This is a genomic window from Candidatus Carsonella ruddii HC isolate Thao2000 (assembly GCF_000287275.1).
Genome location: NC_018416.1, coordinates 1 through 21319 on the forward strand (window position 1 = coordinate 1; position 21319 = coordinate 21319).

A 21319-nucleotide genomic window follows, 5' to 3' on the forward strand; every position below is an offset into this window, starting at 1 on the left:
ATGAATGATATTATTTTTGCAAAAGTAACAGCAGATGGTATTTGTGCGGTAAATATAGTAAAATTATCAGGAAAAAATGTAAACAAATTAATATTCCCTTTAATAAAAAAAAAATTAAAAAAACAAAAAATGATATATACAAATTTATATGGTATAAAAGAGAAATATACAGAAAAAATATTAATAGTTTTTTTTAAATCACCAAATACTTTTACAGGTGAAGATTTAATAGAATTTCATTTAAATGGAAATTATTGTTTATTAAATAAATTAATTAAAGATTTAATTTTTTTAGGTGTTAGACCAGCTAAACCTGGAGAATTTTTAGAAAGAAGATATTCTAGTGGGAAAATTACATTATTTGAATGTGAAATTATTAATGATAAAATTTTATATAGTTATACAAATATGTTTAAATTAACAATGGAAGATCAAAAAAATTTTTATCTTTCTATAATACAAAATTTAAAATTTAAATTTAATATTATTATAATATGTTTAGAATGTTTTTGTATTTTTAATAAAAATTCTTTAAAAAAAGATTTTATTTTTATTAAAAATTTTTTTAAAAAAATAAAAAAATTAATTAATATATTACAAATTAAAATAGAAAAAATTGATTATTTAAAAAATAAATTTGAAATTATGATAATAGGTAGAAGAAATGTAGGAAAATCTACTTTATTTAATAAATTATGTTTACAATATGGTTCTATTGTTACAAATATACCAGGAACAACAAAAAATAATATAAATAAACAAATTTTTTTTTCTTCTAAAAAAATAAATATTAATGATACAGCAGGAATAAAAATTAAATCTAAAAATTTAATAGAAAAAATAGGTATATTAAAAAATATTAATAAAATTTTTAAAAGTAGTTTAATATTATATATAGTTGACGAATTTAACTTAAAAAAAAGTTTATTTAATGCTCCTTTAAATATATATGAAAAAATAATACAAAATAAAATTATTATTTTAATTAATAAATGTGATATAATTGGTATTAAAGAAGGTATATTTAAATTAAATAATATTATTATTATTTTTATATGTGTAAAAAATAATAATTTAATTAATAAAATAAAATGTTTTATTAGTAAAATTGTAGAAAATGAAAAAATTTTAATTAATTCAAAATTTTGTTATTCTAATATACAATTATTATTAGATAATTGTAAAATTTTTTATAAAAATTTTTTTTGTAGTTATGATATTATTTCTGAAAATATAATAAGATTTCAAAAAAAAATATATAAATTAACAGGTGAATACATAAATGAAACATCTATTAATTTTTTATTTAGAAATTTTTGTGTAGGAAAATAATGATTTACAATATTATTATAATAGGTGCTGGACATTCTGGTATTGAAGCAATTATAGCATCTTCAAAAATATGTAATAAAGTAAAAATTATATCTTCAAATTTAGAAAATTTAGGTGTTCTTTCATGTAATCCTTCAATTGGTGGAATTGGAAAATCTCATTTAATAAAAGAATTAGAAATTTTAGGTGGTATAATTGGAGAAGTTTCAGATTATTCTAAAATTCATTCTAAAATTTTAAATTTTAAAAAAGGAGAATCAATTCATTCTCTTAGATATCAAATTGATAGAATTTTATATAAAAATTATATTTTAAAAATATTATTTTTAAAAAAAAATATAATAATAGAACAAAACGATATAAAAAAAATTTTAAGATTTAAAAAAAAAATAATTTTATTTGATAAATATAAAAATATTCATTTAACTAAAAATATAATTTTATGCGCTGGAACATTTATAAATTCAAAAATATGTATCGGAAAAAATGTATTTGTTTTAAATAAACTAAATAAAAAAATTTTTAATTTATCTCAATCATTTAAAAAAATAAAATTATTTATTAATAATTTAAAAACTGGAACACCTCCTAGAATAGATATTAATTCTATTAATTATAAAAAAATAAATATTCAATATAGTGATTATTCTTATTTTTTTAATAAAAATTTTAATTTTAATAATAATATAAAATGTTTTATTACTTATACTAATATTAATTTACATAAATTTATAAAAAAAAAAATAAAATCATCATCTATATATTTAGGAAAAATATCATCACTAGGACCTAGATATTGTCCTAGTATAGAAGATAAAATTTATAAATTTCCATTTAAAAATAATCATCAAATTTTTTTAGAACCAGAAAGTTATTTTAGTAAAGAAATATATTTAAATGGTTTATCTACTTCTTTATCAATAAAAAATCAAAAAAAAATTATTAAAAAAATAAATGGTTTAGAAAAATCTTTAATTATAAGATATGCTTATAATATTCAATATGATTATTATGATCCTAGATGTTTAAATTTATCTTTAAATATAAAATTTTCTAATAATATTTTTTTTTCTGGTCAAATAAACGGAACAACTGGATATGAGGAGGCAGCAGTTCAAGGTTTTGTATCAGGTGTTAATGCTGCTAGAAAAAGTATTAAATTATTATTATGGAAACCTAAAAAATGGAATTCTTATATAGGAGTTTTAATTAATGATTTAATTAGATTTGGTGTTCAAGAACCTTATAGAATATTTACTGCTAAGTCTAAATTTAGATTATTTTTAAGAATGGATAATTCAATATATAGATTATATAATTTATCATTTTTATTAGGAACTTCTTGTAATTTTAAAATTAAATTTAATAATTATATAATATATAATACTTACAATATTTTATTTTTTTTAAAAAAAAAAAATATTTTTTTTATAAACAAAAATATAATAATAATGTCAAAATATTATGGATATATTAAAAAATATTTGTTTAAATTATAATTTATTGGATTTATTTAATATTAAATTAACAATAATAATATTATTAGTAAAATTTTTTTTATATTTTTTTTTAATAAAAAAAGAAATTAATTTTTGTCATTTTTTTTTTTATAATTTTATAAAAAAAACAATTGATAAAAAAAATAGAAAAATAATTTTTTTTTTTTCTATTATAATATTTAATTTAATATTATTTTATAATATATTTGATTTATTTCCAATTAGTATTTTTGAAAAAATTTTTAATCAAAAAATAAATATTGTACCTACTTCTGATATAAATATAACTTTTAGTTTATCTATAATAAGTTTTATAATTATTAATTATATAGCTATAAAAAAAATAAAAATAAAAAAATTTATTTTAAATTTTTTTTTATATCCAATAAAAAATAAATATATGATATTTTTTAATTTTATTATAGAATTTATTTCATTTTTAATGAAACCAATTTCTTTATCATTAAGATTATTTGGAAATATATTTTCATCAGATATAATTTTTAATTTAATAAATAATATGAATTTATTTAGTAATATTACATTAAATTTAATTTGGGGAATATTTCATTACTTAATTTTACCTTTACAATCATTTATTTTTATTACGTTGATTATTATATATTTATCACAAACTATAAAACATTAAAATGGATAATTTATTAATTATAGCATCATCAATAATGATGGGGTTATCTTCAGTAGGAACTGGAATTGGTTTTGGTATATTAGGAGGAAAATTATTAGAATCAATCTCTAGACAACCAGAAATTGATAATTTATTATTAACAAGAACATTTTTAATTACTGGTTTATTAGATGCTGTTCCTATGATAAGTGTTGGAATTGGATTATATATAATTTTTATATTATCTAATAAATAATATGAATTTTGATTTTACTTTAATTAATGAATTTATATCTTTTATAATTTTTTTTTATTTTTCTAGTTTTTATATATTTCCTATAATTTTAAATATTATAAATGATAATAATATTAATAATTTTAAAAATAAATCTTTTATTAAATTTAATCAAACTATTGAAAATAAATTAAATAATTATTTAATTAAAAAAGAAATTTTAATTAAAAAAAATAATAATTTTTTTATAAAAAACATAAATAATTTTTTTTTAAAAAAAAAACAAGATTTTTTAAATTTTATAATATTAGAAAAAAAAAACATTTTAAATAAAATTTCTATAATATTTAAATTAAAAAAAGAATATTTAATAAAAAATTTTTTTTTTAATTTAAAATTATCAATAATAAAAAGTTTTAATAATATTTATAATGAAATTTTAAATTATAATAATGAATTTATTATAAATTATGAATAAAATAAGTAAAAGATTTTTTTTTATTTTTTTAACATTTATATTTATTTTTTTTAAAAAAATAAATAAAAAAAAAAATATTTTTTTGTTTAAAAAAATTATATTTTGCAATATAAAAAAAATTTATATATTAAAAATAATTATAAATAAAATATGAATAATTACGGTTTTATTAATAAAGTTTATGATGGTGTTGTAGAAATTATAGGTTTAAAAAATGCAAAATATGGTGAAATGATTATTTTTGAAAATTATGAAAAAGGTATTGTTTTTAGTTTAAATAAAAATTCTGTAAATATTGTATTGTTAAATAATTTTGAAAATTTAAAACAAGGACAAAAATGTTTTTGTACAAATAAAGTTTTTGAAGTACCAGTAGGAGAAGAACTTATAGGTAAAATTTTAAATTCTAAAGGTGAATGTTTAAATATCAAACAAAAATTAAAAATAAAAAAAAAAGATATAATTGAAAAAATTGCACCTGGTGTAATGGATAGAGAATCTGTTAATGAACCTTTGTTAACAGGAATTAAAGCAATAGATGCTATGATACCTATAGGTAAAGGACAAAGAGAGTTAATTATAGGAGATAGGCAAACAGGTAAAACTACAATTGCATTAGATATTATAATTAATCAAAAAAATAAAAATGTTATTTGTATTTATGTATGTATAGGGCAAAAAATATCTTCTTTAATAAATGTAGTAAATAAATTAAAAAAACATAATTGTTTAGAATATACAATTATAGTTTCTGCTACAGCATCAGATAGTGCAGCAGAACAATATATTGCTCCTTATACAGGATGTACAATTGGGGAATATTTTAGAGATTTAGGTAAAGATTGTTTAATAATTTATGATGATTTAACAAAACATGCTTGGTCATACAGACAAATATCATTATTATTAAAAAGACCACCTGGAAGAGAAGCTTATCCAGGAGATGTTTTTTATTTACATTCAAGATTATTAGAAAGATCATCAAAAGTAAATAATTTATTTTTAAAAAAAAAAAACGTTTTCAAAAAAAATGGAACATTAACAGCTTTTCCAATAATTGAAACATTAGAAGGAGATGTTACTTCTTTTATTCCAACAAATGTTATTTCTATTACTGATGGTCAAATTTTTTTAGATACTAGTTTATTTAATTCTAATATTAGACCAGCAATAAATGTAGGATTATCAGTTTCAAGAGTAGGTGGGGCAGCTCAGTATAAAATAATAAAAAAATTAAGTGGAGATATAAGGATTATGTTAGCACAATATAGAGAATTAGAATCATTTTCAAAATTTTCTTCAGATTTAGATTCTGAAACTAAAAATCAACTTCAAAATGGTGAAAAAATAACTTTATTAATGAAACAAAAACCTCATAATAATTATTCAATTATAGAATTATTAATTATATTATTAATAATAAAAAATGATTTTTTTATAAAAATTCCAGTTAATCAAATTGAATATTTTGAAGAAAAAATTATTCAATATGTCAGAAATATTAATATTTCTGATTATATTTCAATAAATAATAATAATATAGAATATTATATTAATGAAATAATTAATAATTTTATTATAAAAAGTATATGAATATAAGAGATATTAAATATAAAATAAATATATTATTTAATATTAATAAATTAACAAATACTATGAGTATGATTTCATTTTCAAAAATGAATAAATTTTATAAAAAATGTTTAATTTTAAATAATTTGTATTTAGAAACTAAAAAAATAATTTTAGAAATTTATAATTTTAATAAAAATAATTTTTTTTGTTATGTTTTGATAACAACAAATAAAGGTTATTGTGGAAGTATTAATAATGAAGTTATTAAATTTTTATTAAAATTTATAAAAAATAATAAACAAATAGATATTATTATTATTGGTAAAAAAGCAATAGATTTTTTTAATAAAAAAAATATATATATTAAAAAAAAAATTATATTTAATGAAAAAGATGAAATTGTTTTTTCAAAAGAAATTTTAAATTTATTAAAATTGTATAAAAATGTTTTTTTTATTAGTTCTATTTTGATAAATAACATTGTTAAAATTATAAAAACTGATTTATTTATTAATATAAAAAAAAATTTTTTTGAAAAAAAAATAAATAAAGAAAAAATTTTAAATAATTACATTAATTATACTTTAAAATATTTATTTAACAAAAATTATTATTGTGAATTAAAATTAAGAATGATTACAATGAAATCTGCTGCTGATAATTCATTAAAAATTATAAAAAATATGAATATTATAAAAAATAAAATTAGACAATTTAAAGTAACACAAGAGATGCTTGAAATAATAAATGGTATTTTATGATTGGAAGAATTATACAAATTTTAGGATCAATTTTAGAAATAGAATTTAAAAAAAATAATATACCAAAAATATATAATGCGTTATATATACCAAATTTAAATATTTATTTAGAAGTTCAACAACAAATTGGGAAAAATTTAATTAAAGCAATTGCTTTTGGTACTACAAATGGTATAAAAAGAAATACTTTAGTAATTGATACTGGTAAACCAATACTTACTCCAGTAGGAGATATAACTCTTGGAAGAATTTTAAATGTATTAGGAGAACCTATTGATAATAAAGGCAATTTAAATACTTTAAAAAAAAAACCAATACATTCTATTCCACCAAAATTTTCAGAACAAAAATTTAATAATAATATATTAGAAACTGGAATAAAAGTAATAGATTTATTATGTCCTTTTTTAAAAGGAGGAAAAATAGGTTTATTTGGTGGTGCTGGAGTTGGAAAAACTGTTAATATGATGGAATTAATAAGAAATATTGCTATAGAACATAAAGGGTGTTCTGTTTTTATTGGTGTTGGAGAAAGATCTAGAGAAGGAAATGATTTTTATTATGAAATGAAAGAATCTAATGTTTTAGATAAAGTTTCATTAATATATGGACAAATGAATGAACCTTCTGGAAATAGATTAAGAGTTGCTTTAACTGGTTTAACAATAGCAGAAGAGTTTAGAAATTCTGGAAAAGATGTATTGTTATTTATAGATAATATTTATAGATTTACATTAGCAGGAACAGAGGTTTCAGCAATGTTAGGTAGAACTCCTTCTGCTGTTGGATATCAACCAACATTAGCAGAAGAAATGGGTAAATTACAAGAAAGAATAACTTCAACAAATAATGGAACTATTACTTCTGTTCAAGCAATTTATGTACCTGCTGATGATTTAACAGACCCGTCTCCAAGTACTACTTTTTCTCATTTAGATTCTACAATTGTTTTATCTAGACAAATAGCAGAATTGGGGATTTATCCTGCTATTGATCCTTTAGAATCATATTCTAAACAATTAGATCCTTATATTGTTGGAGAAGAGCATTATTACATTGCTAATAAAGTAAAATTTTATTTACAAAAATATAAAGAGTTAAAAGATACAATAGCTATATTAGGAATAGATGAATTATCAGAAAATGATAAAATTATTGTTAATAGAGCAAGAAAAATACAAAAATTTTTATCTCAACCATTTTTTGTAGGTGAAGTATTTACTAATATAAAAGGAGAATATATAAAAATAAAAGATACAATAAATTGTTTTAAAAATATTATAAATGGTGTTTATGATAAAATTAATGAAAAAAATTTTTATATGATAGGAAAAATATGAAAATTTATATTTTTAGTGAAAATAATTTTTTTAAATTAGAAAATTTAATTATTGTAAAAATTTTTTTTAAAAATAAATCGTTTCAAATAATGAATAATTACGTTCCTACTATAGGAAATATTGATTTTTTGTTTTTTAATTTAAAAAATAAATTTTATAAAATAAAATTAAAAAATTCTTTTTTTGTACAAAAAAAAAAAGAATTAAAAATTATTTGCGATAATTATGAATTTTTATAATTTACATATTATTAATGATTTTAATATTAAAAAATATGAATTATTATCATTAAATGAAATAAAAAATAAAAAAAATTTTATATTAATTAAAAAAAAAATTTGTATTATTAACGAAAAACAATCATTAAGAACTATAAATACTTTAATAAATTTTTTTAATTATTTTAATATAAAATTTACTATAATAAATAATAAACATAATTTTAAAAAAGAAAATATAAAAGATTTTTCTAAAACATTAGGAATTTTATATGATTATTTATTTTTTAGAAGTTATAATGATATTATTGTTAAATTAATAGCTAAATTTTCTGGATCTATTATAATAAATATGTTAAGTAATGGTTATCATCCTTTTCAATCTATAAATGATATTTTTTTATTAAATAATTATTATATTTATTTTTTTGGTGATTTTAATTCTAATGTGTTTAAATCAATAATTATAAATTTAGTTAAAATAAATAAATTTACAATAATAATTTTTTCTCCTAAAAAATTTTGGAATTATATTTTTTTAAAAAAAATATTTAGTAAAAAAAAAATTATTATAACTGAAAAAATTATTTTTATAAATAAAAAAATCATTATTTATAATGATGTATGGTTTTCAATGGGGGAAACTAATTTTAAAAAAAAAATTAATAATTTAATTAATTTTCAAATTAATAAAAAAATTTTTAATATATTAAAAATAAAAAAAATTTTTCATTGTTTACCTTCTTATAAAAAAAAAAAATTAAAAATAAATTCTGAAATTGAAGAATGTATTTTTGAATCTAATTTTATATTTTTTGATAAACAAATTATTGAAAAAGTTTATTTTTTTAAATCTTATTTTTTTATTAGTAATAAAACATTTTTTAATTTTTTAATTTAATATTTTTTTATTTTTATTAATTTTTATAATTTTTAATTTTGAAATATGATTTATAAAATCATATATATTTTTATTTTTTTTAAAAATAAATTTTATAAACATTTTTTTATTATATAATCTAATGCGTTATAATAACATTCTACCCCCATACCTGAAATTATTATATTAGAATTTAAAGAAATTAAAGATTTTTTTCTAAAATATTCTCTTTTATATAAATTTGTTATATGTAATTCTATAATTATTCCTTTAAAAATTTTTAAACAATCCAATATTGATAATGAATAATGACTATAAGCACCAGGGTTAAAAATTAAATAATCATAATTATAATTATTTTGAATAAAATTTACTATTTTTCCTTCACAATTAGAATTAAAAAAATTAATTTTAAAAATATTTTTATTATAAAAATTTATTTTTTTTTTAATATTTTTTAAAGATAAATTAGAATATATTTTTTCTCTTTTTTTTAAAAAGTTTAAATTTGGGCCATTTATAAATAAAATTTTCATAATTTTATTAAAAATAAACAAATTTTTAAAAAAATTTTTTTTGTAAAATTAAAAAATTTTTTCAATTCTAAATTAGAGCCTGATTTACCATATTTTTTTACATTTAATATAAATATTTTATTAAAATTATATTTATTCCAAATATCATCATTAGATGATTCTATCACTAAAATTTTGTTTTTTAAAAATTTTTTATAATTTTTTTTTTGTTTATCAAATAATTTATTACAATAAATTGAAACAATTTCAATATTAAAATATTTTTTTAAATATAAATAACAATCAAAAACAATTTCTAAATCTGATCCAGAAGATATAATTAATAATTCTATTTTTTTTTTACAATTTATAATTTTATATCCTCCTTTAATAATATTTTTTATATTATAATAATAAATTATTTCATTTTTATAATTTTGTCTAGATAAAATAATACAACAAGAATTTTTTTTTAATTTTATATATATAATCCAACATATTATTACTTCAATAAAATTAAAAGGTCTAAAAATATAAAATCTTGGAATTTTTCTTAATAATGAAATTTGTTCAATAGGTTGATGTGATGGTCCATCTTCTCCTACAAAAAAAGAATCATGAGTAAATATAAAAATATTTTTTAATTTAGAAATACTAATACTTCTTATTGAACTAATAATATAATTTGAAAATACTAAAAAAGTTGAACAAAAGTTTAAACCATAATTATTAATTGATAATCCATAAATAATTAAACTCATTAAAAATTCTCTTACTCCAAAATTTATATATCTTCCATTAAAAAAATTTCTTTTAATAGATATTAAATTTTTATTAAATGTTAAATTTGAAGAAGTTAAATCTGCACTACCTCCTAAAAATTCATTTATTTTAAATAATTTATTTAATATATATGAAGAAATTAATCTAGTTGATTTATTAATACATAAAAAATATAAATTATTAAAAATATTAATAATATTTATTTTTTGAATTTTATTATTTAATATTCTAATTAATTCTAAATATCTAAAAAAATAATTTTTTTTATAATAATGTAAATATTTTATTTTATTTATAAAAAAAATTTTTTTTTTAAAAATATATTTTATAAAATAATTTTTATATATATTAATTAATTCAGTTTTATTAAATGTATTTCCATGAACAATATTTGTATAAGATTTATTTGGTGATAAAAATCCAATAATAGTTTTAAAATAAATAAAAGTTGGAAACTTACTTTTTTTAGCAATTAAAATAGCTTTATATATATCTAAATAAACATGACCATTAATAGGTCCAATAACATTCCAATTCATTGAATTAAATTTATTATTTAAATTTTCAAAAAAATATTTTTTTACATCTCCATCTATTGATATATTATTACTATCATATATTAAAATTATATTATTTATATTATATACACCACAAAAAGAAATACTTTCATTTGAAACACCCTCCATTAAACATCCATCTCCACAAAAAATCCAAATTTTATTATTAAATAAATTTATTTTTTTATTAAATTTAAAAGAATAAATTTTATTTTTTAAACCAATACCAATACCAATACCAATCCCTTGCCCTAATGGTCCTGTAGAAGCATCTATAAAATTAGATATTTCAGGATGAGCAGGAGTTTTTGAATTAAATTTTCTTAATTTTTTTATATCAATTAAAAAATACAATTTATTTAAATATAACATTATATATTGTATAATTACACCATGACCATTTGAAATTATTATTTTATCATCATTAATATTTTTTAATAAAAAACTTTTTTTATAAAAATAATACCAAAAAATTACAAAAATATCTCCAATACCCATTGGCATACCAGGATGTCCTGATTTTGCAATTTGAATAGATTTTAAACTAATTATTCTTATATTATTAATTATATTATATAACATTATGGTAGAAAAAATTTTATTATTAAAAATTTATTCTTTTAGTAATTATAAAACAAATATTTTAAGTTTAAAATTAAATAAAATAAAAAAAAAACATAAAAAAATAAACAAAATTTATTATATAATAAATAATTTAATTTTTTTTGATAAAAAAAAAATAAGTTATTTATTTTATTATTATATAAGTAAATTATATAATAAATTAAATTATAATTTATATATTTTTAATAAAAATTTTCCTTATTTAATTGAATTTAGTGAAAATTATTATTTTCATGAAATTATTTTTTTTATAAATGAAACAAAAATTAAAAAAAATATTTCAATAAAAAAAATAAAAAAAATTTTTACTAATGTTTTAAAAAAAAAAAACAAAAAAATATATGAAACTTTAAAAGAAAGATACATTATATCTTTTTTATATATATTTATGAATTTTGAAGAAAAAATAAAAAAAATTTTAAATTTTTTTATTAATTATTTTGATGAAGATATTTTTTTTTTTTTAAAAAATGTTAAAAAAGTTTGTTCTATATTGTATTTTAATTATGAAGAATATAGTAATAAAATACATATTGGAATGATGAAAAATTCTAATAATAATTTTCCTTATTATATATTATTTATAATTAATAATTTAATTAAAAAAAAATATTTTAAAATTAATATATCGTTAGAAATATATAATTTTGATATTTTAAAAATTGTTAAAAATAGTAAATTATTTAAAAAAATTAAAATTAATTTAATAATTAATATACCTGATTTATTTATTGAAAAAATAATTAAATCAAAAAATTGGTTTCTGTTTGATTCATTAAAAATAAAAAATAAATATAATTTTTATTTACAAAATTTTTATGATGAATATATTGGATATGGAAGTTTTAGAAATTTATATAAAAAAATAATAAAAAATAAATCTATTTTTAAAATTGAAATTAATTCAAAAAAATTATTATTATTTTTAATAAAGTATAAAATAAATTTTATATATTCAGATATTAATAATAGAAAAAATTTAAACAAACATAATGGTTCATTATTAAATAATTTTTATCATAATAAAATTTTTGATAGAAATAATTATTTTAAAAGAAATATGTTTTATTTAAAAAATGCTAATTTATTAATAAAAAGAAATAATTCTTATTATTTAGAAATAAAAACAATTCAAAAATTTTTAAATTGTAAAAATAATATTAAAAATTTCTTTAAAAAAATAATTTTTTTAAATTTTAAAAATGATTTTTTAATAATTGAGAGAGAGATTAATTTTCATTTAAATTTTAGATTAAATCCTATTTCAATAATTATAAATAAAATTAATAAAAAAAATGATAATTTTTTAAATTATCATTTATGCAAATTAAATTCATTTTTATCTTTTAAAAATGTTCCTTATTGTATTTATCCAGGTAGTGATTATTTTAATCACCATTATTATTATAGAAATAAATATTTTTCAAAAAAATGGATTTTTTTAAAAGAATATATAGATTTACATAGAATGAAATTTTCTTTGTTTTTAATAAAAAATAATAAAAAAAAAATAAGTATAACATTTGATAAATATTATTTAAAAATATTAATAATTAAATGGCAATTTAATGAAACATATAAGTTTTGAAATTTTTCCAAATAAAAATATAAAAGAAAGTATTTTATTTATTAATTACTTAATAAAAAAATCTCCGAAATTTATAACTATAACTTGCGGAAAGATTGATAATTATAATTTTATAAAAAACATAAAAAAAAGTATAAATATTAAAATAATACCTCATATTATTTGTAATGATTTTTTTTTATTGGTAAAAAAAATAATAAATTTTATAAAAATAAAAATTTTTGATTTTGTTATTATAACAGGAGATAATTCAAAATTAAATTCATTTAATTTAATTAAAAAGATTAGAATTTTATTTGGTCATATTATAAGAATTTATTCAGGATTATATTTAGAAGAACATAAATTAACAAAAAATATTTTAAATGAAATTTTATTTATTTATAAAAAAAAAAAAATAGGAATAAATGTTTTTATTAGTCAATTTTTTTATAATTATAATTTAATTATTTATTGTGTAAATATTTTAAAAAAAATAGGTATAAACAAAAATTTTATAATTGGAATTTTTCCAAAAAAAAATATAAAAGAAATAATATATTTTACAAATAAATGCAAAATTGAATTACCTATTTGGATTATTAAAAATTTTAATTATATTAATTTTAAAAATTATTATTTTAAAAATTTAAAAAAAAGTAAAATGTTTCATTTTTATACTTTTAATAAAAAAGAATATGTTGAATATTATTTAAAATAAAAATTATTATTTATATATATATATATATATATATATATATATTTTATATTTTAAATAATAATTTTTATTTAAAATAATATTAAAATTTTTTGATTTATATTTATTAATTTTAAAATATATATTATTTAAAAATAAAAATTTTTTTATAATTATAATATAATTTTTTTTTTTCATATATATATTGTTTAATTTAAAAAATATAATAGCATGTAAAAAAAGTTAAAATAATAATAATAATAAAATATTAATAGTTATATTTATTTATTGAAATAATAATTTAAAAAAATTAAAAAAAATGGGATTATAGCTCAGTTGGTTAGAGCATACCTCTGATAATGGTAAGGTCGATAGTTCAATTCTATCTAATCCCATTATTAATTTAAATGTAAAAAATTATTAATTTTTGTTAAATTTAAATTATTTTTACAACATTCAATTTTTCCATTTATAGAATTTCTATAAAAAATTAAATTATTTAAAAATGATAAAAATTGAGCTTTAATAATAATTTTTTTTTTTTTTAATATTAAACTGATTTTAATTCCAGATGTTATATATAAACCTGCTTCTATAATACAATTATCACCTAAACTAATACCTATACCAGAATTAGCTCCTAAAAGGCAATTATTTCCTATACTAATAATATTATTTCCACCTCCAGATAATGTTCCCATTATAGAAGATGACCCTCCGATATCTGTATTATTAGATATATAAACTCCTGATGATACTCTTCCTTCAATCATACAATTTTTACCTATAAAAGTATTAAAATTCACATATCCTTCTGACATTATTGTTACTCCATTTGAAATATAAGCACCTAATCTTACTCTATTTGTATTAGAAATTCTAATATTATTTGGTATAATATATTTTATTAAAAAAGGGATTTTATCTATACTTTCTATAATAATTTTAAAATTATTTAATTTAAATTTATAAAAATCTTTAACATCAAAAAATCCAATACTTGTCCATATTAAATTTGTTAAATAATTAAAAATTTTATTTAAATTTAAAATATTATTTTTAATGTATTTTCTACTTATTAAATAAAGTTTAAAAATACCATCTATATTAGATATTATATTATATTTAATAAAAGAAATTAAAATTAAATTATTTTTAAAAAAAAATTTCTTCCAATTATTAAAAAATATCAACAAAAATATAATTTGTTTTATATTTATAAAATAATAATAATGTTTTTTTTTAATTTTTAAAAAAAAAAATTTTTTTTTTACGCAATAAAAAATTGAATTAATAATTTTTTTTTTAAAATTTGTAGTATAATTTGTAATCGTTATAAAAAACATAATTCATTTTTTCGTATTGTAGTTAAAATTATTTTTTTTTTAAAATTAAACAAAGTATGCTCCCATTGAAAAGAAAAATTATTATTTTTTGTAAAAAAAATATTTTTATATAAATATCCTTTTTTACTAAAAAAAATAAACATAGGTTCTATTGTAAAAGTATTAAATAGTTTATTTTTTTTATTATTATTGCAATGATATATAATTAATTTATTATGTAATTTTTTAAAAATTCCATGACTACAATATTCTTTATTTATAAAAATATTTTTATTTTTTTTATAATCTATTGTAATATTATTATTTATTTTTATTAAATTTAAAATATTAAAATAATTTTTTTTAAAAAAAAAATTTTTTTTTTTAAATAAAAAATTATTGTTATAACAATTATCACTATATAATTTTTTAAAAATAATTGAAATATCTATTTTTAAAAAATATATATATTTTTTTTTATAAGGAATTCCGTGACAAATTACATTTTCAATAGATAAACAAGATGAAAATTTATAATTATTATAATTAATAGTAGCAGATTTGCAATTTATTTTTTTTATATAATATAAAATTATATAATCTAATTCTAAATTATTTATATATTTATAATTACTTATAATTGATAAAATAAAATTATTTAAATATCCACATTTTATAAAATTTTTAATATGATTATTTTTCATATGATATTAAATAATATTTGTATAGGTAATATAAAAAATGTTAAAAAAAAATTTTTAAAAAATTATATTTCTTTTAATTATAATAATTTTAGTTTTTTTAATATAAAAAAAATAATTATTAATTTATATTTATTAAAAAAATATTTAAAAAAAATTATAATAGAAAAAAAAAAAATTTTATTTATTAGTACAAAAAATTATTTAAAAGAAATAATTTATAAATATTCTAGATCTTTAGAGCAATATTATATTTGTAATAAATTAATAGGAGGTATTTTAACAAATTCAAAAAATTTTAAAAAAAATTTAAATAAATCTATTATTTTAAAAAAAAAAAGAAAACAAAATTTTACAAAAAAAGAAAAAAGTATTTTTTTAAAAAGAGAAAAAAAAATTGAATTTTTATATGGTGGATTAAAAACAATGAAAAAAATTCCTGATTTAGTTTTTATAACTGATATTAATAAAGATAAAATAATTATAAATGAAGCAAAAAGATTAAAAATAAAAATTTTAGCATTAGTAGATACTAATGATAATATTAAAGGAATTAATTATTTTATACCTTGTAATATTAATTCTATTAATTGTATAAATATAATTTTTAAAATATTATTTAGTGAAATATGTTAAATATTGAATTAATTAAAAAAATAAAGATAAAATTTGATTTAAGTATAGGAGATTCAAAAAAATTTTTAGAAAAAAATTATTGGAATTATGATAAAACAATAATATTTATAAAAAATATGATGTTAAAAAATATAAAAAAATATTCTTTTTTTTCCATTTTAACAATAAAAAATAATAATAAAATTATGATATTAAAAATATTATTTAATTCTATTATTATAAAAAATTCTAATATTATTGAAAAATTTAAATTAGAATTAGAAAAAAAAAATAATATTATTAACATAAAAGAAAAAATTTTTTTATTATCAATAAAATTAAAAGAAAAAATTTTATTAGATAAAATTTTAATATTTTATAATAAAAACATTTTTTTTTATAATCATAAAAATGATTATTTTTGTTTAATTAATTATAAAAATAATATTATAAATTTATGTTATCAAATAATATTTAATAAAATTAATTTTATTAATTATAAATGTAAAAATAGTTTATTAAATCAATTTTTTATTAAAAACAATGTATTAATTAAAAATTTATTAAATATTAAAATGATAAATTTTATTTATTTGATAAATAAAAATCAATATTTTTATTACGAATAAATGAATATTTTTATTAATAATAAAAAAAATATTTTAAATAAAATATTAATTAATTTTAAAAAAACATTTGAAAATTTTAATATTAAAAATTTAAATATAGAAACTTTAAATAATTTAAAAATAAAAATTGATAAAAAAAATTTTTTTTTAAAAGATATTTGTTTAATAAAAAATTTAGAAGAAAAAAAATTTTTTTTAACATTTGAAAATATTGATTATTATAAAAAAATTTTAAAAATTAATTTTTTTGAAAATTTTGGTTTTAAAATTTTAAAAAATAAAAATAATTTAGAATTAATTATACCAAATTTAAGTTTAGAATTTAGACAAAATATTGTTAAAATTTTAAAAAATGAATATTTATTATTTAAAGATAATATTGAAAAACATAGAAAAAATTTTTTTTTAGAAATAAAAAATAATTTTAAAAGTAAAGATGAAATTAAAATATTAGAAAAAAATATAGAAAAAGAAATTATAATTATAAAAGAAGAAATAAAAATTTTTTTTGAAAAAAAATCTTATAAAATATTAAATGATTAATTTTACACATTTAAATTTACATTCGGAATATTCTTTTGTTGATAGTATTATTAAAATAGGACAAATAATTGATATTTATAAAAAAATGAATTATAAAACTATTTGTGTAACTGATTTATTAACAATGAGTTCTTTTTATGAATATTATTTTTATTGTTATGATAATAATATAAAATCATTAATTGGAATTGAATGTTTTATTTTAATAAATGGAAATTTATTAGGGGTAATTTTATTAGCAAAAAATTTTTTAGGATATAAAAATTTAATGCAAATATTATCTCACGCTTGGAGGTATGGAAATATAGAAAATGGTGTTTTTTTTAAATTACATTGGATAATAAATTATATAAATAATTTAATTATAATAATAAATCCAAGATATTATATTTTAAATAAAAAAAATAATTCTGAAAAAGAATTATTATTCACATTAAAACAATTATTATTTTATTTTGAAAAAGATATTTATTTTGAATATATAAAAATTAATTTACCATTTGAAAAATATATAAATAATAAAATTTTTTTTTATTCAAAATTATTATTAATAGAATTAGTAGCTAGTAATAGTGTAAAATTTTTATTTTTTGAAGATTATACCGCCAGTATAGGTAAAGTTTTATTAAGTCAAGAAAGTTTTTTAAATAATGAAATTTTTTTTGAATATACAAATGAACAATATTTAAAAACTTATACTCAAATGAAAAAACTTTTTTTAGATAATAAAAAAAGTATAAATAATATTTCTATTATTATTAATGATTGCAATATAAAATTTAAATGTTATAATTTTAATTTACCAAATGTAAAAATTAAAAAATTTAAAGTAAGAAAAAAAATTTTTTTTAATTTATTAAAAACAGGATTAAAAAATCGTATTTTAAAAAAAAAAAAAAATATAATACCTTATTTAAATAGAATAAATAAAGAAATTATAATTGTTAATAAAATGGGGCTTTTAGATTATTTTTTAATAATATTTGAATTTATGATTTGGTCAAAAAAAAAAAAAATACCTTCTGGACCAGGTAGAGGATCAGGGGCTTCATCTTTAATATGTTATTCTTTACATATTACAGATATAGATCCTGTTAATGAAAATTTATTATTTGAAAGATTTTTAACTTCAGAAAGACCTAGTCTACCAGATCTAGATTTAGATTTTTGTGTTTTAGAAAGAGATTCTCTTATAGAACATATGTTTGAATATTATGATTATATAAACACAGCTCAAATTATTACGTTTCATAATTTATCTACTAAATCTTTAATAAGAGATTTATCTAGAGCAATAGGAATGGATTATATTTCTGGAGATAGATTTTCTAAATCTATACCATTTTCTTTAGAATTATGTATGGAAGATATTTTTAGAAAATTTTTATCTGTAAGAAGTTTTATTTCTAGCAATGAAAAAAGTTTAGATATATGGAAGATATCAACTAAAATTGAAGGATTATATGCTAATATTAGTAAACATGCTGGTGGAGTAGTTATTTGTAAAAATAATTTATTTAACATAACTCCAATCTTATTTGATAATGAAGATTGTGTAACACAATATGAAAAAACAATTTTACAAGAAATAGGATTATTAAAATTTGATTTTTTAGGATTAAAAACAATAACATTAATTAATTTAGTTTTATCAATGATTCCTGAAAAAAGTACTGGTGAATTTAATATTGATGATTTTCATACTTATCAAATGATAAATTCATTAGAAACAGATTTAGTTTTTCAATTAGAATCAAATGGTATGAAAAAAATGATAAAAAGATGTCCTATAATAAATATTTATGATATTATTTTTTATTTATCTTTATTTAGACCTGGTCCGATACAATCAGGATGTGTAAATATTTTTTTAAATAGAAAAAATAATTTAGAAAAAAATTATTTTCCTTATAAAAATTATAATTATACATTTTTAAAAAATTTTTTATATTATACTCATGGTATAATAATATTTCAAGAACAAGTAATTTCTATTATTCAATCAATTTTTGAAAGTACTATGTATGATTCTGAAAAAATTTTTCGTATAATGATATCAAATTCTTTTAAAGAATTAAATATTTTATTTGAAATTTTTAAAAAAAAATGTTTAAAATTAAAATTAAATAAAAAAGAGTATAAAAATTTTTTTTATTTAATTGTTGTATTTGCTGGATATAGTTTTAATAAAACTCATGCTCATTCTTATTCAAAAATAGTATATCAAACTGCTTTTTTAAAAGCAAATTATTTATTAGAATTTTGTATATCTAATATTTATGTAGATCAATTATTAGGATTAGATTTAGATAGAGTTATTTTTAATTTAAAAACAATAGGTATTTTTTTTTATAAACCTGATATAAATTTATCTGATGATAATTTTAAAATATATAAAAATGGTATTTTATATGGTTTTTCTATTGTAAAATTTATTGATGATGATTTTATTGATAGAATTTTATATTATAGAAATAAAATTTTTTTTTTTAATAATTTTGAAACATTTTGTAAAATATTTAGTATATTTAAAATAAAAAATAAAAAAATTATTGAAAATTTAATTTTTTGTGGTTTTTTTGATTGTTATAGAATTAATAGAGTTTTTTTATATATAAATTTTCAATTTATATATCAAAAAATATTAATATTAAAAAGTGAATATAATCGTTCTTTAATTTATAAAATGATAAATTTTATTGATTATTCTAGTTTACCAGAATTTAAAGAAAAAATAAATGATGTTACTTCTTTTGAAATTTTAAATATAGAAAAAAAATTATTAAAATTTTTTGTATCTAATCAACCTTCTGATTATTATTGTAATTTATTTATAGGACAAATTAAATTTAATTTATTAAATAGAATTGAAAATGAATATTTAAATATTATTATAGGAGTTCCAAAAAAAAAAATGTTTTTTGAAAAAAAAATATATTTATATAGAATTTTTAATAATGAAAAAATATTTAATTTAAATGTTTATTCAAAATATACTAGATTAATAGAAATAGAAACTTCATTTATGTTTTTAATTTGTTATGATGAAAAAGATTTTAAAATAAAAGTATCAAAATATTATGATATAATTCCTTTTATAAATTCTATAGGTATTATAATTATATTATTAATTAAAAATATATTTTTTTTAAATAAAATTATAAAATTTTTATTTAATAATTTTAGTTTAACTGGTAATAAAGTATGTTTAAAATATAAAAATAAAATTTTTTTTTCTAATTTATGTATAAAATTAATTGAAAAAAATATGATTAAATTAAAATTTTTAAATATTTTTAAATATTGTATAATTTGTGTAAATAAATGAAAAACATTTTTTTAATTAAAAAAATAAAAATTTTATTTTCTTTTGGTAAAGATAGTTTTTATAGTTATTTAAATTGTTTTTATAAAAAAAAAAAATGTAATTTTATAAATTATAATTATTATAATGTAAAAAAAATTTTTTTATTTTATTATTTTAATGTTTTTATTAATAATAATTTAATAAAAAAATATAATAATGAATTAATAATGAGAAAAATTAGGTTTTCTTTAATTAAAAAAGAAAATAATATTTTTTATATTAAAAATCATCATTATTTAGATAAAATTGAATTTTTTTTATATAATTGTTTAAAAAAAAAAAAAATAATTAATAAAAATATTTGGTATAAAAAATATTATTTTATAAAACCATATTATAATATTTTTCTAAAAAAAAAAATTAACTTAATAGATAAAAGTAATAAAAATATTTCTATTAAAAGAAATTTTATAAGATGTTTAATTAGTTATTTTAAATAATATTTTTTTT

Annotated in this window: 23 protein-coding genes and 1 tRNA gene; 19 read left to right on the top strand and 5 right to left on the bottom strand. The window is 13.9% G+C overall.

Features of this window, described 5'->3' with window-relative positions; all coding sequences use genetic code 11:
* The 11 genes from A353_RS00005 to A353_RS00050 are packed head-to-tail and all read left to right on the top strand — an operon-like array spanning position 1 to position 8967.
* Positions 1 to 1332: a GTPase gene (locus A353_RS00005; protein WP_014887156.1), complete on the top strand. Its 1332-nt coding sequence runs from the start codon at positions 1 to 3 to the stop codon at positions 1330 to 1332.
* On the top strand, positions 1332 to 2831 hold the full coding sequence (locus tag A353_RS00010) for an FAD-dependent oxidoreductase (protein WP_014887157.1): 1500 nt from the start codon (positions 1332 to 1334) through the stop codon (positions 2829 to 2831). The genes A353_RS00005 and A353_RS00010 overlap by 1 nt, the downstream gene beginning before the upstream one ends.
* A complete protein-coding gene (locus A353_RS00015; RefSeq protein ID WP_014887158.1) occupies positions 2797 to 3480 on the top strand; it encodes a F0F1 ATP synthase subunit A in 684 nt (227 codons plus the stop codon). Before A353_RS00010 ends, A353_RS00015 begins: the two co-directional genes overlap by 35 nt.
* 1 nt (position 3481) lies before the next feature.
* Positions 3482 to 3715 (top strand): F0F1 ATP synthase subunit C, encoded by a 234-nt coding sequence (gene atpE, locus A353_RS00020; RefSeq protein WP_014887159.1) that lies wholly within the window; start codon positions 3482 to 3484, stop codon positions 3713 to 3715.
* 1 nt (position 3716) lies between these two features.
* Positions 3717 to 4172 carry a hypothetical protein gene (locus tag A353_RS00025; RefSeq protein WP_014887160.1) on the top strand — a complete coding sequence of 152 codons (456 nt, stop codon included), beginning with the start codon at positions 3717 to 3719 and terminating at the stop codon, positions 4170 to 4172.
* Positions 4165 to 4326, top strand: a complete 162-nt coding sequence (locus A353_RS01125) for a hypothetical protein (RefSeq protein WP_014887161.1) — start codon at positions 4165 to 4167, stop codon at positions 4324 to 4326. Before A353_RS00025 ends, A353_RS01125 begins: the two co-directional genes overlap by 8 nt.
* Positions 4323 to 5765 (top strand): F0F1 ATP synthase subunit alpha, encoded by a 1443-nt coding sequence (gene atpA, locus A353_RS00030; RefSeq protein ID WP_014887162.1) that lies wholly within the window; start codon positions 4323 to 4325, stop codon positions 5763 to 5765. The genes A353_RS01125 and atpA overlap by 4 nt, the downstream gene beginning before the upstream one ends.
* Positions 5762 to 6508, top strand: a complete 747-nt coding sequence (locus A353_RS00035) for a F0F1 ATP synthase subunit gamma (protein ID WP_014887163.1) — start codon at positions 5762 to 5764, stop codon at positions 6506 to 6508. The genes atpA and A353_RS00035 overlap by 4 nt, the downstream gene beginning before the upstream one ends.
* A complete protein-coding gene (atpD, locus tag A353_RS00040; RefSeq protein ID WP_014887164.1) occupies positions 6505 to 7848 on the top strand; it encodes a F0F1 ATP synthase subunit beta in 1344 nt (447 codons plus the stop codon). The genes A353_RS00035 and atpD overlap by 4 nt, the downstream gene beginning before the upstream one ends.
* The gene (locus A353_RS00045) at positions 7845 to 8087 is read left to right on the top strand and encodes a hypothetical protein (protein ID WP_014887165.1); all 243 of its coding nucleotides are present in this window, start codon (positions 7845 to 7847) and stop codon (positions 8085 to 8087) included. The genes atpD and A353_RS00045 overlap by 4 nt, the downstream gene beginning before the upstream one ends.
* Positions 8074 to 8967, top strand: a complete 894-nt coding sequence (locus A353_RS00050; RefSeq protein ID WP_014887166.1) for an ornithine carbamoyltransferase — start codon at positions 8074 to 8076, stop codon at positions 8965 to 8967. Before A353_RS00045 ends, A353_RS00050 begins: the two co-directional genes overlap by 14 nt.
* 92 nt (positions 8968 to 9059) lie before the next feature.
* Here A353_RS00050 and A353_RS00055 read toward each other — a convergent pair whose 3' ends face one another.
* Both A353_RS00055 and A353_RS00060 read right to left on the bottom strand, forming a co-directional pair.
* On the bottom strand, positions 9060 to 9482 hold the full coding sequence (locus tag A353_RS00055; RefSeq protein WP_014887167.1) for a type II 3-dehydroquinate dehydratase: 423 nt from the start codon (positions 9480 to 9482) through the stop codon (positions 9060 to 9062).
* On the bottom strand, positions 9479 to 11383 hold the full coding sequence (locus A353_RS00060) for a transketolase-like TK C-terminal-containing protein (RefSeq protein ID WP_014887168.1): 1905 nt from the start codon (positions 11381 to 11383) through the stop codon (positions 9479 to 9481). Before A353_RS00060 ends, A353_RS00055 begins: the two co-directional genes overlap by 4 nt.
* Position 11384: 1 nt before the next feature.
* Here A353_RS00060 and A353_RS00065 point away from each other — a divergent pair, with 1 nt between their 5' ends.
* A complete protein-coding gene (locus tag A353_RS00065; RefSeq protein ID WP_014887169.1) occupies positions 11385 to 13013 on the top strand; it encodes a ribonucleotide-diphosphate reductase subunit alpha in 1629 nt (542 codons plus the stop codon).
* Entirely contained in the window at positions 12994 to 13713 is a 720-nt protein-coding gene (locus A353_RS00070; protein ID WP_014887170.1) for a methylenetetrahydrofolate reductase, read from the top strand. The genes A353_RS00065 and A353_RS00070 overlap by 20 nt, the downstream gene beginning before the upstream one ends.
* Positions 13714 to 13719: 6 nt before the next feature.
* Here A353_RS00070 and A353_RS01130 read toward each other — a convergent pair whose 3' ends face one another.
* The gene (locus tag A353_RS01130; protein ID WP_014887171.1) at positions 13720 to 13887 is read right to left on the bottom strand and encodes a hypothetical protein; all 168 of its coding nucleotides are present in this window, start codon (positions 13885 to 13887) and stop codon (positions 13720 to 13722) included.
* Positions 13888 to 14010: 123 nt separating this feature from the next.
* Between A353_RS01130 and A353_RS00075 the strand changes: the two genes are divergently transcribed.
* Positions 14011 to 14084, top strand: a tRNA-Ile gene (locus A353_RS00075).
* A gap of 3 nt (positions 14085 to 14087) precedes the next feature.
* Here the strand turns inward: A353_RS00075 and A353_RS00080 are convergent.
* Entirely contained in the window at positions 14088 to 15035 is a 948-nt protein-coding gene (locus A353_RS00080; protein ID WP_014887172.1) for a DapH/DapD/GlmU-related protein, read from the bottom strand.
* Positions 15023 to 15718, bottom strand: a complete 696-nt coding sequence (locus tag A353_RS00085; RefSeq protein ID WP_014887173.1) for a M24 family metallopeptidase — start codon at positions 15716 to 15718, stop codon at positions 15023 to 15025. The genes A353_RS00080 and A353_RS00085 overlap by 13 nt, the downstream gene beginning before the upstream one ends.
* Here A353_RS00085 and rpsB point away from each other — a divergent pair.
* Genes rpsB through A353_RS00110 form a run of 5 tightly spaced genes read left to right on the top strand, consistent with a single transcriptional unit; the run spans position 15704 to position 21309 of the window.
* Positions 15704 to 16351 (top strand): 30S ribosomal protein S2, encoded by a 648-nt coding sequence (gene rpsB / locus A353_RS01045; protein ID WP_014887174.1) that lies wholly within the window; start codon positions 15704 to 15706, stop codon positions 16349 to 16351. The genes A353_RS00085 and rpsB overlap by 15 nt on opposite strands.
* Positions 16345 to 16959: a hypothetical protein gene (locus A353_RS00095; RefSeq protein WP_014887175.1), complete on the top strand. Its 615-nt coding sequence runs from the start codon at positions 16345 to 16347 to the stop codon at positions 16957 to 16959. The genes rpsB and A353_RS00095 overlap by 7 nt, the downstream gene beginning before the upstream one ends.
* Positions 16960 to 17502 carry a ribosome recycling factor gene (locus A353_RS00100; RefSeq protein WP_014887176.1) on the top strand — a complete coding sequence of 181 codons (543 nt, stop codon included), beginning with the start codon at positions 16960 to 16962 and terminating at the stop codon, positions 17500 to 17502.
* Positions 17495 to 20830 (top strand): DNA polymerase III subunit alpha, encoded by a 3336-nt coding sequence (gene dnaE / locus A353_RS00105; RefSeq protein ID WP_014887177.1) that lies wholly within the window; start codon positions 17495 to 17497, stop codon positions 20828 to 20830. The genes A353_RS00100 and dnaE overlap by 8 nt, the downstream gene beginning before the upstream one ends.
* The gene (locus tag A353_RS00110; protein ID WP_014887178.1) at positions 20827 to 21309 is read left to right on the top strand and encodes a tRNA(Ile)-lysidine synthase; all 483 of its coding nucleotides are present in this window, start codon (positions 20827 to 20829) and stop codon (positions 21307 to 21309) included. Before dnaE ends, A353_RS00110 begins: the two co-directional genes overlap by 4 nt.
* The last annotated feature ends 10 nt before the right edge of the window (positions 21310 to 21319 follow it).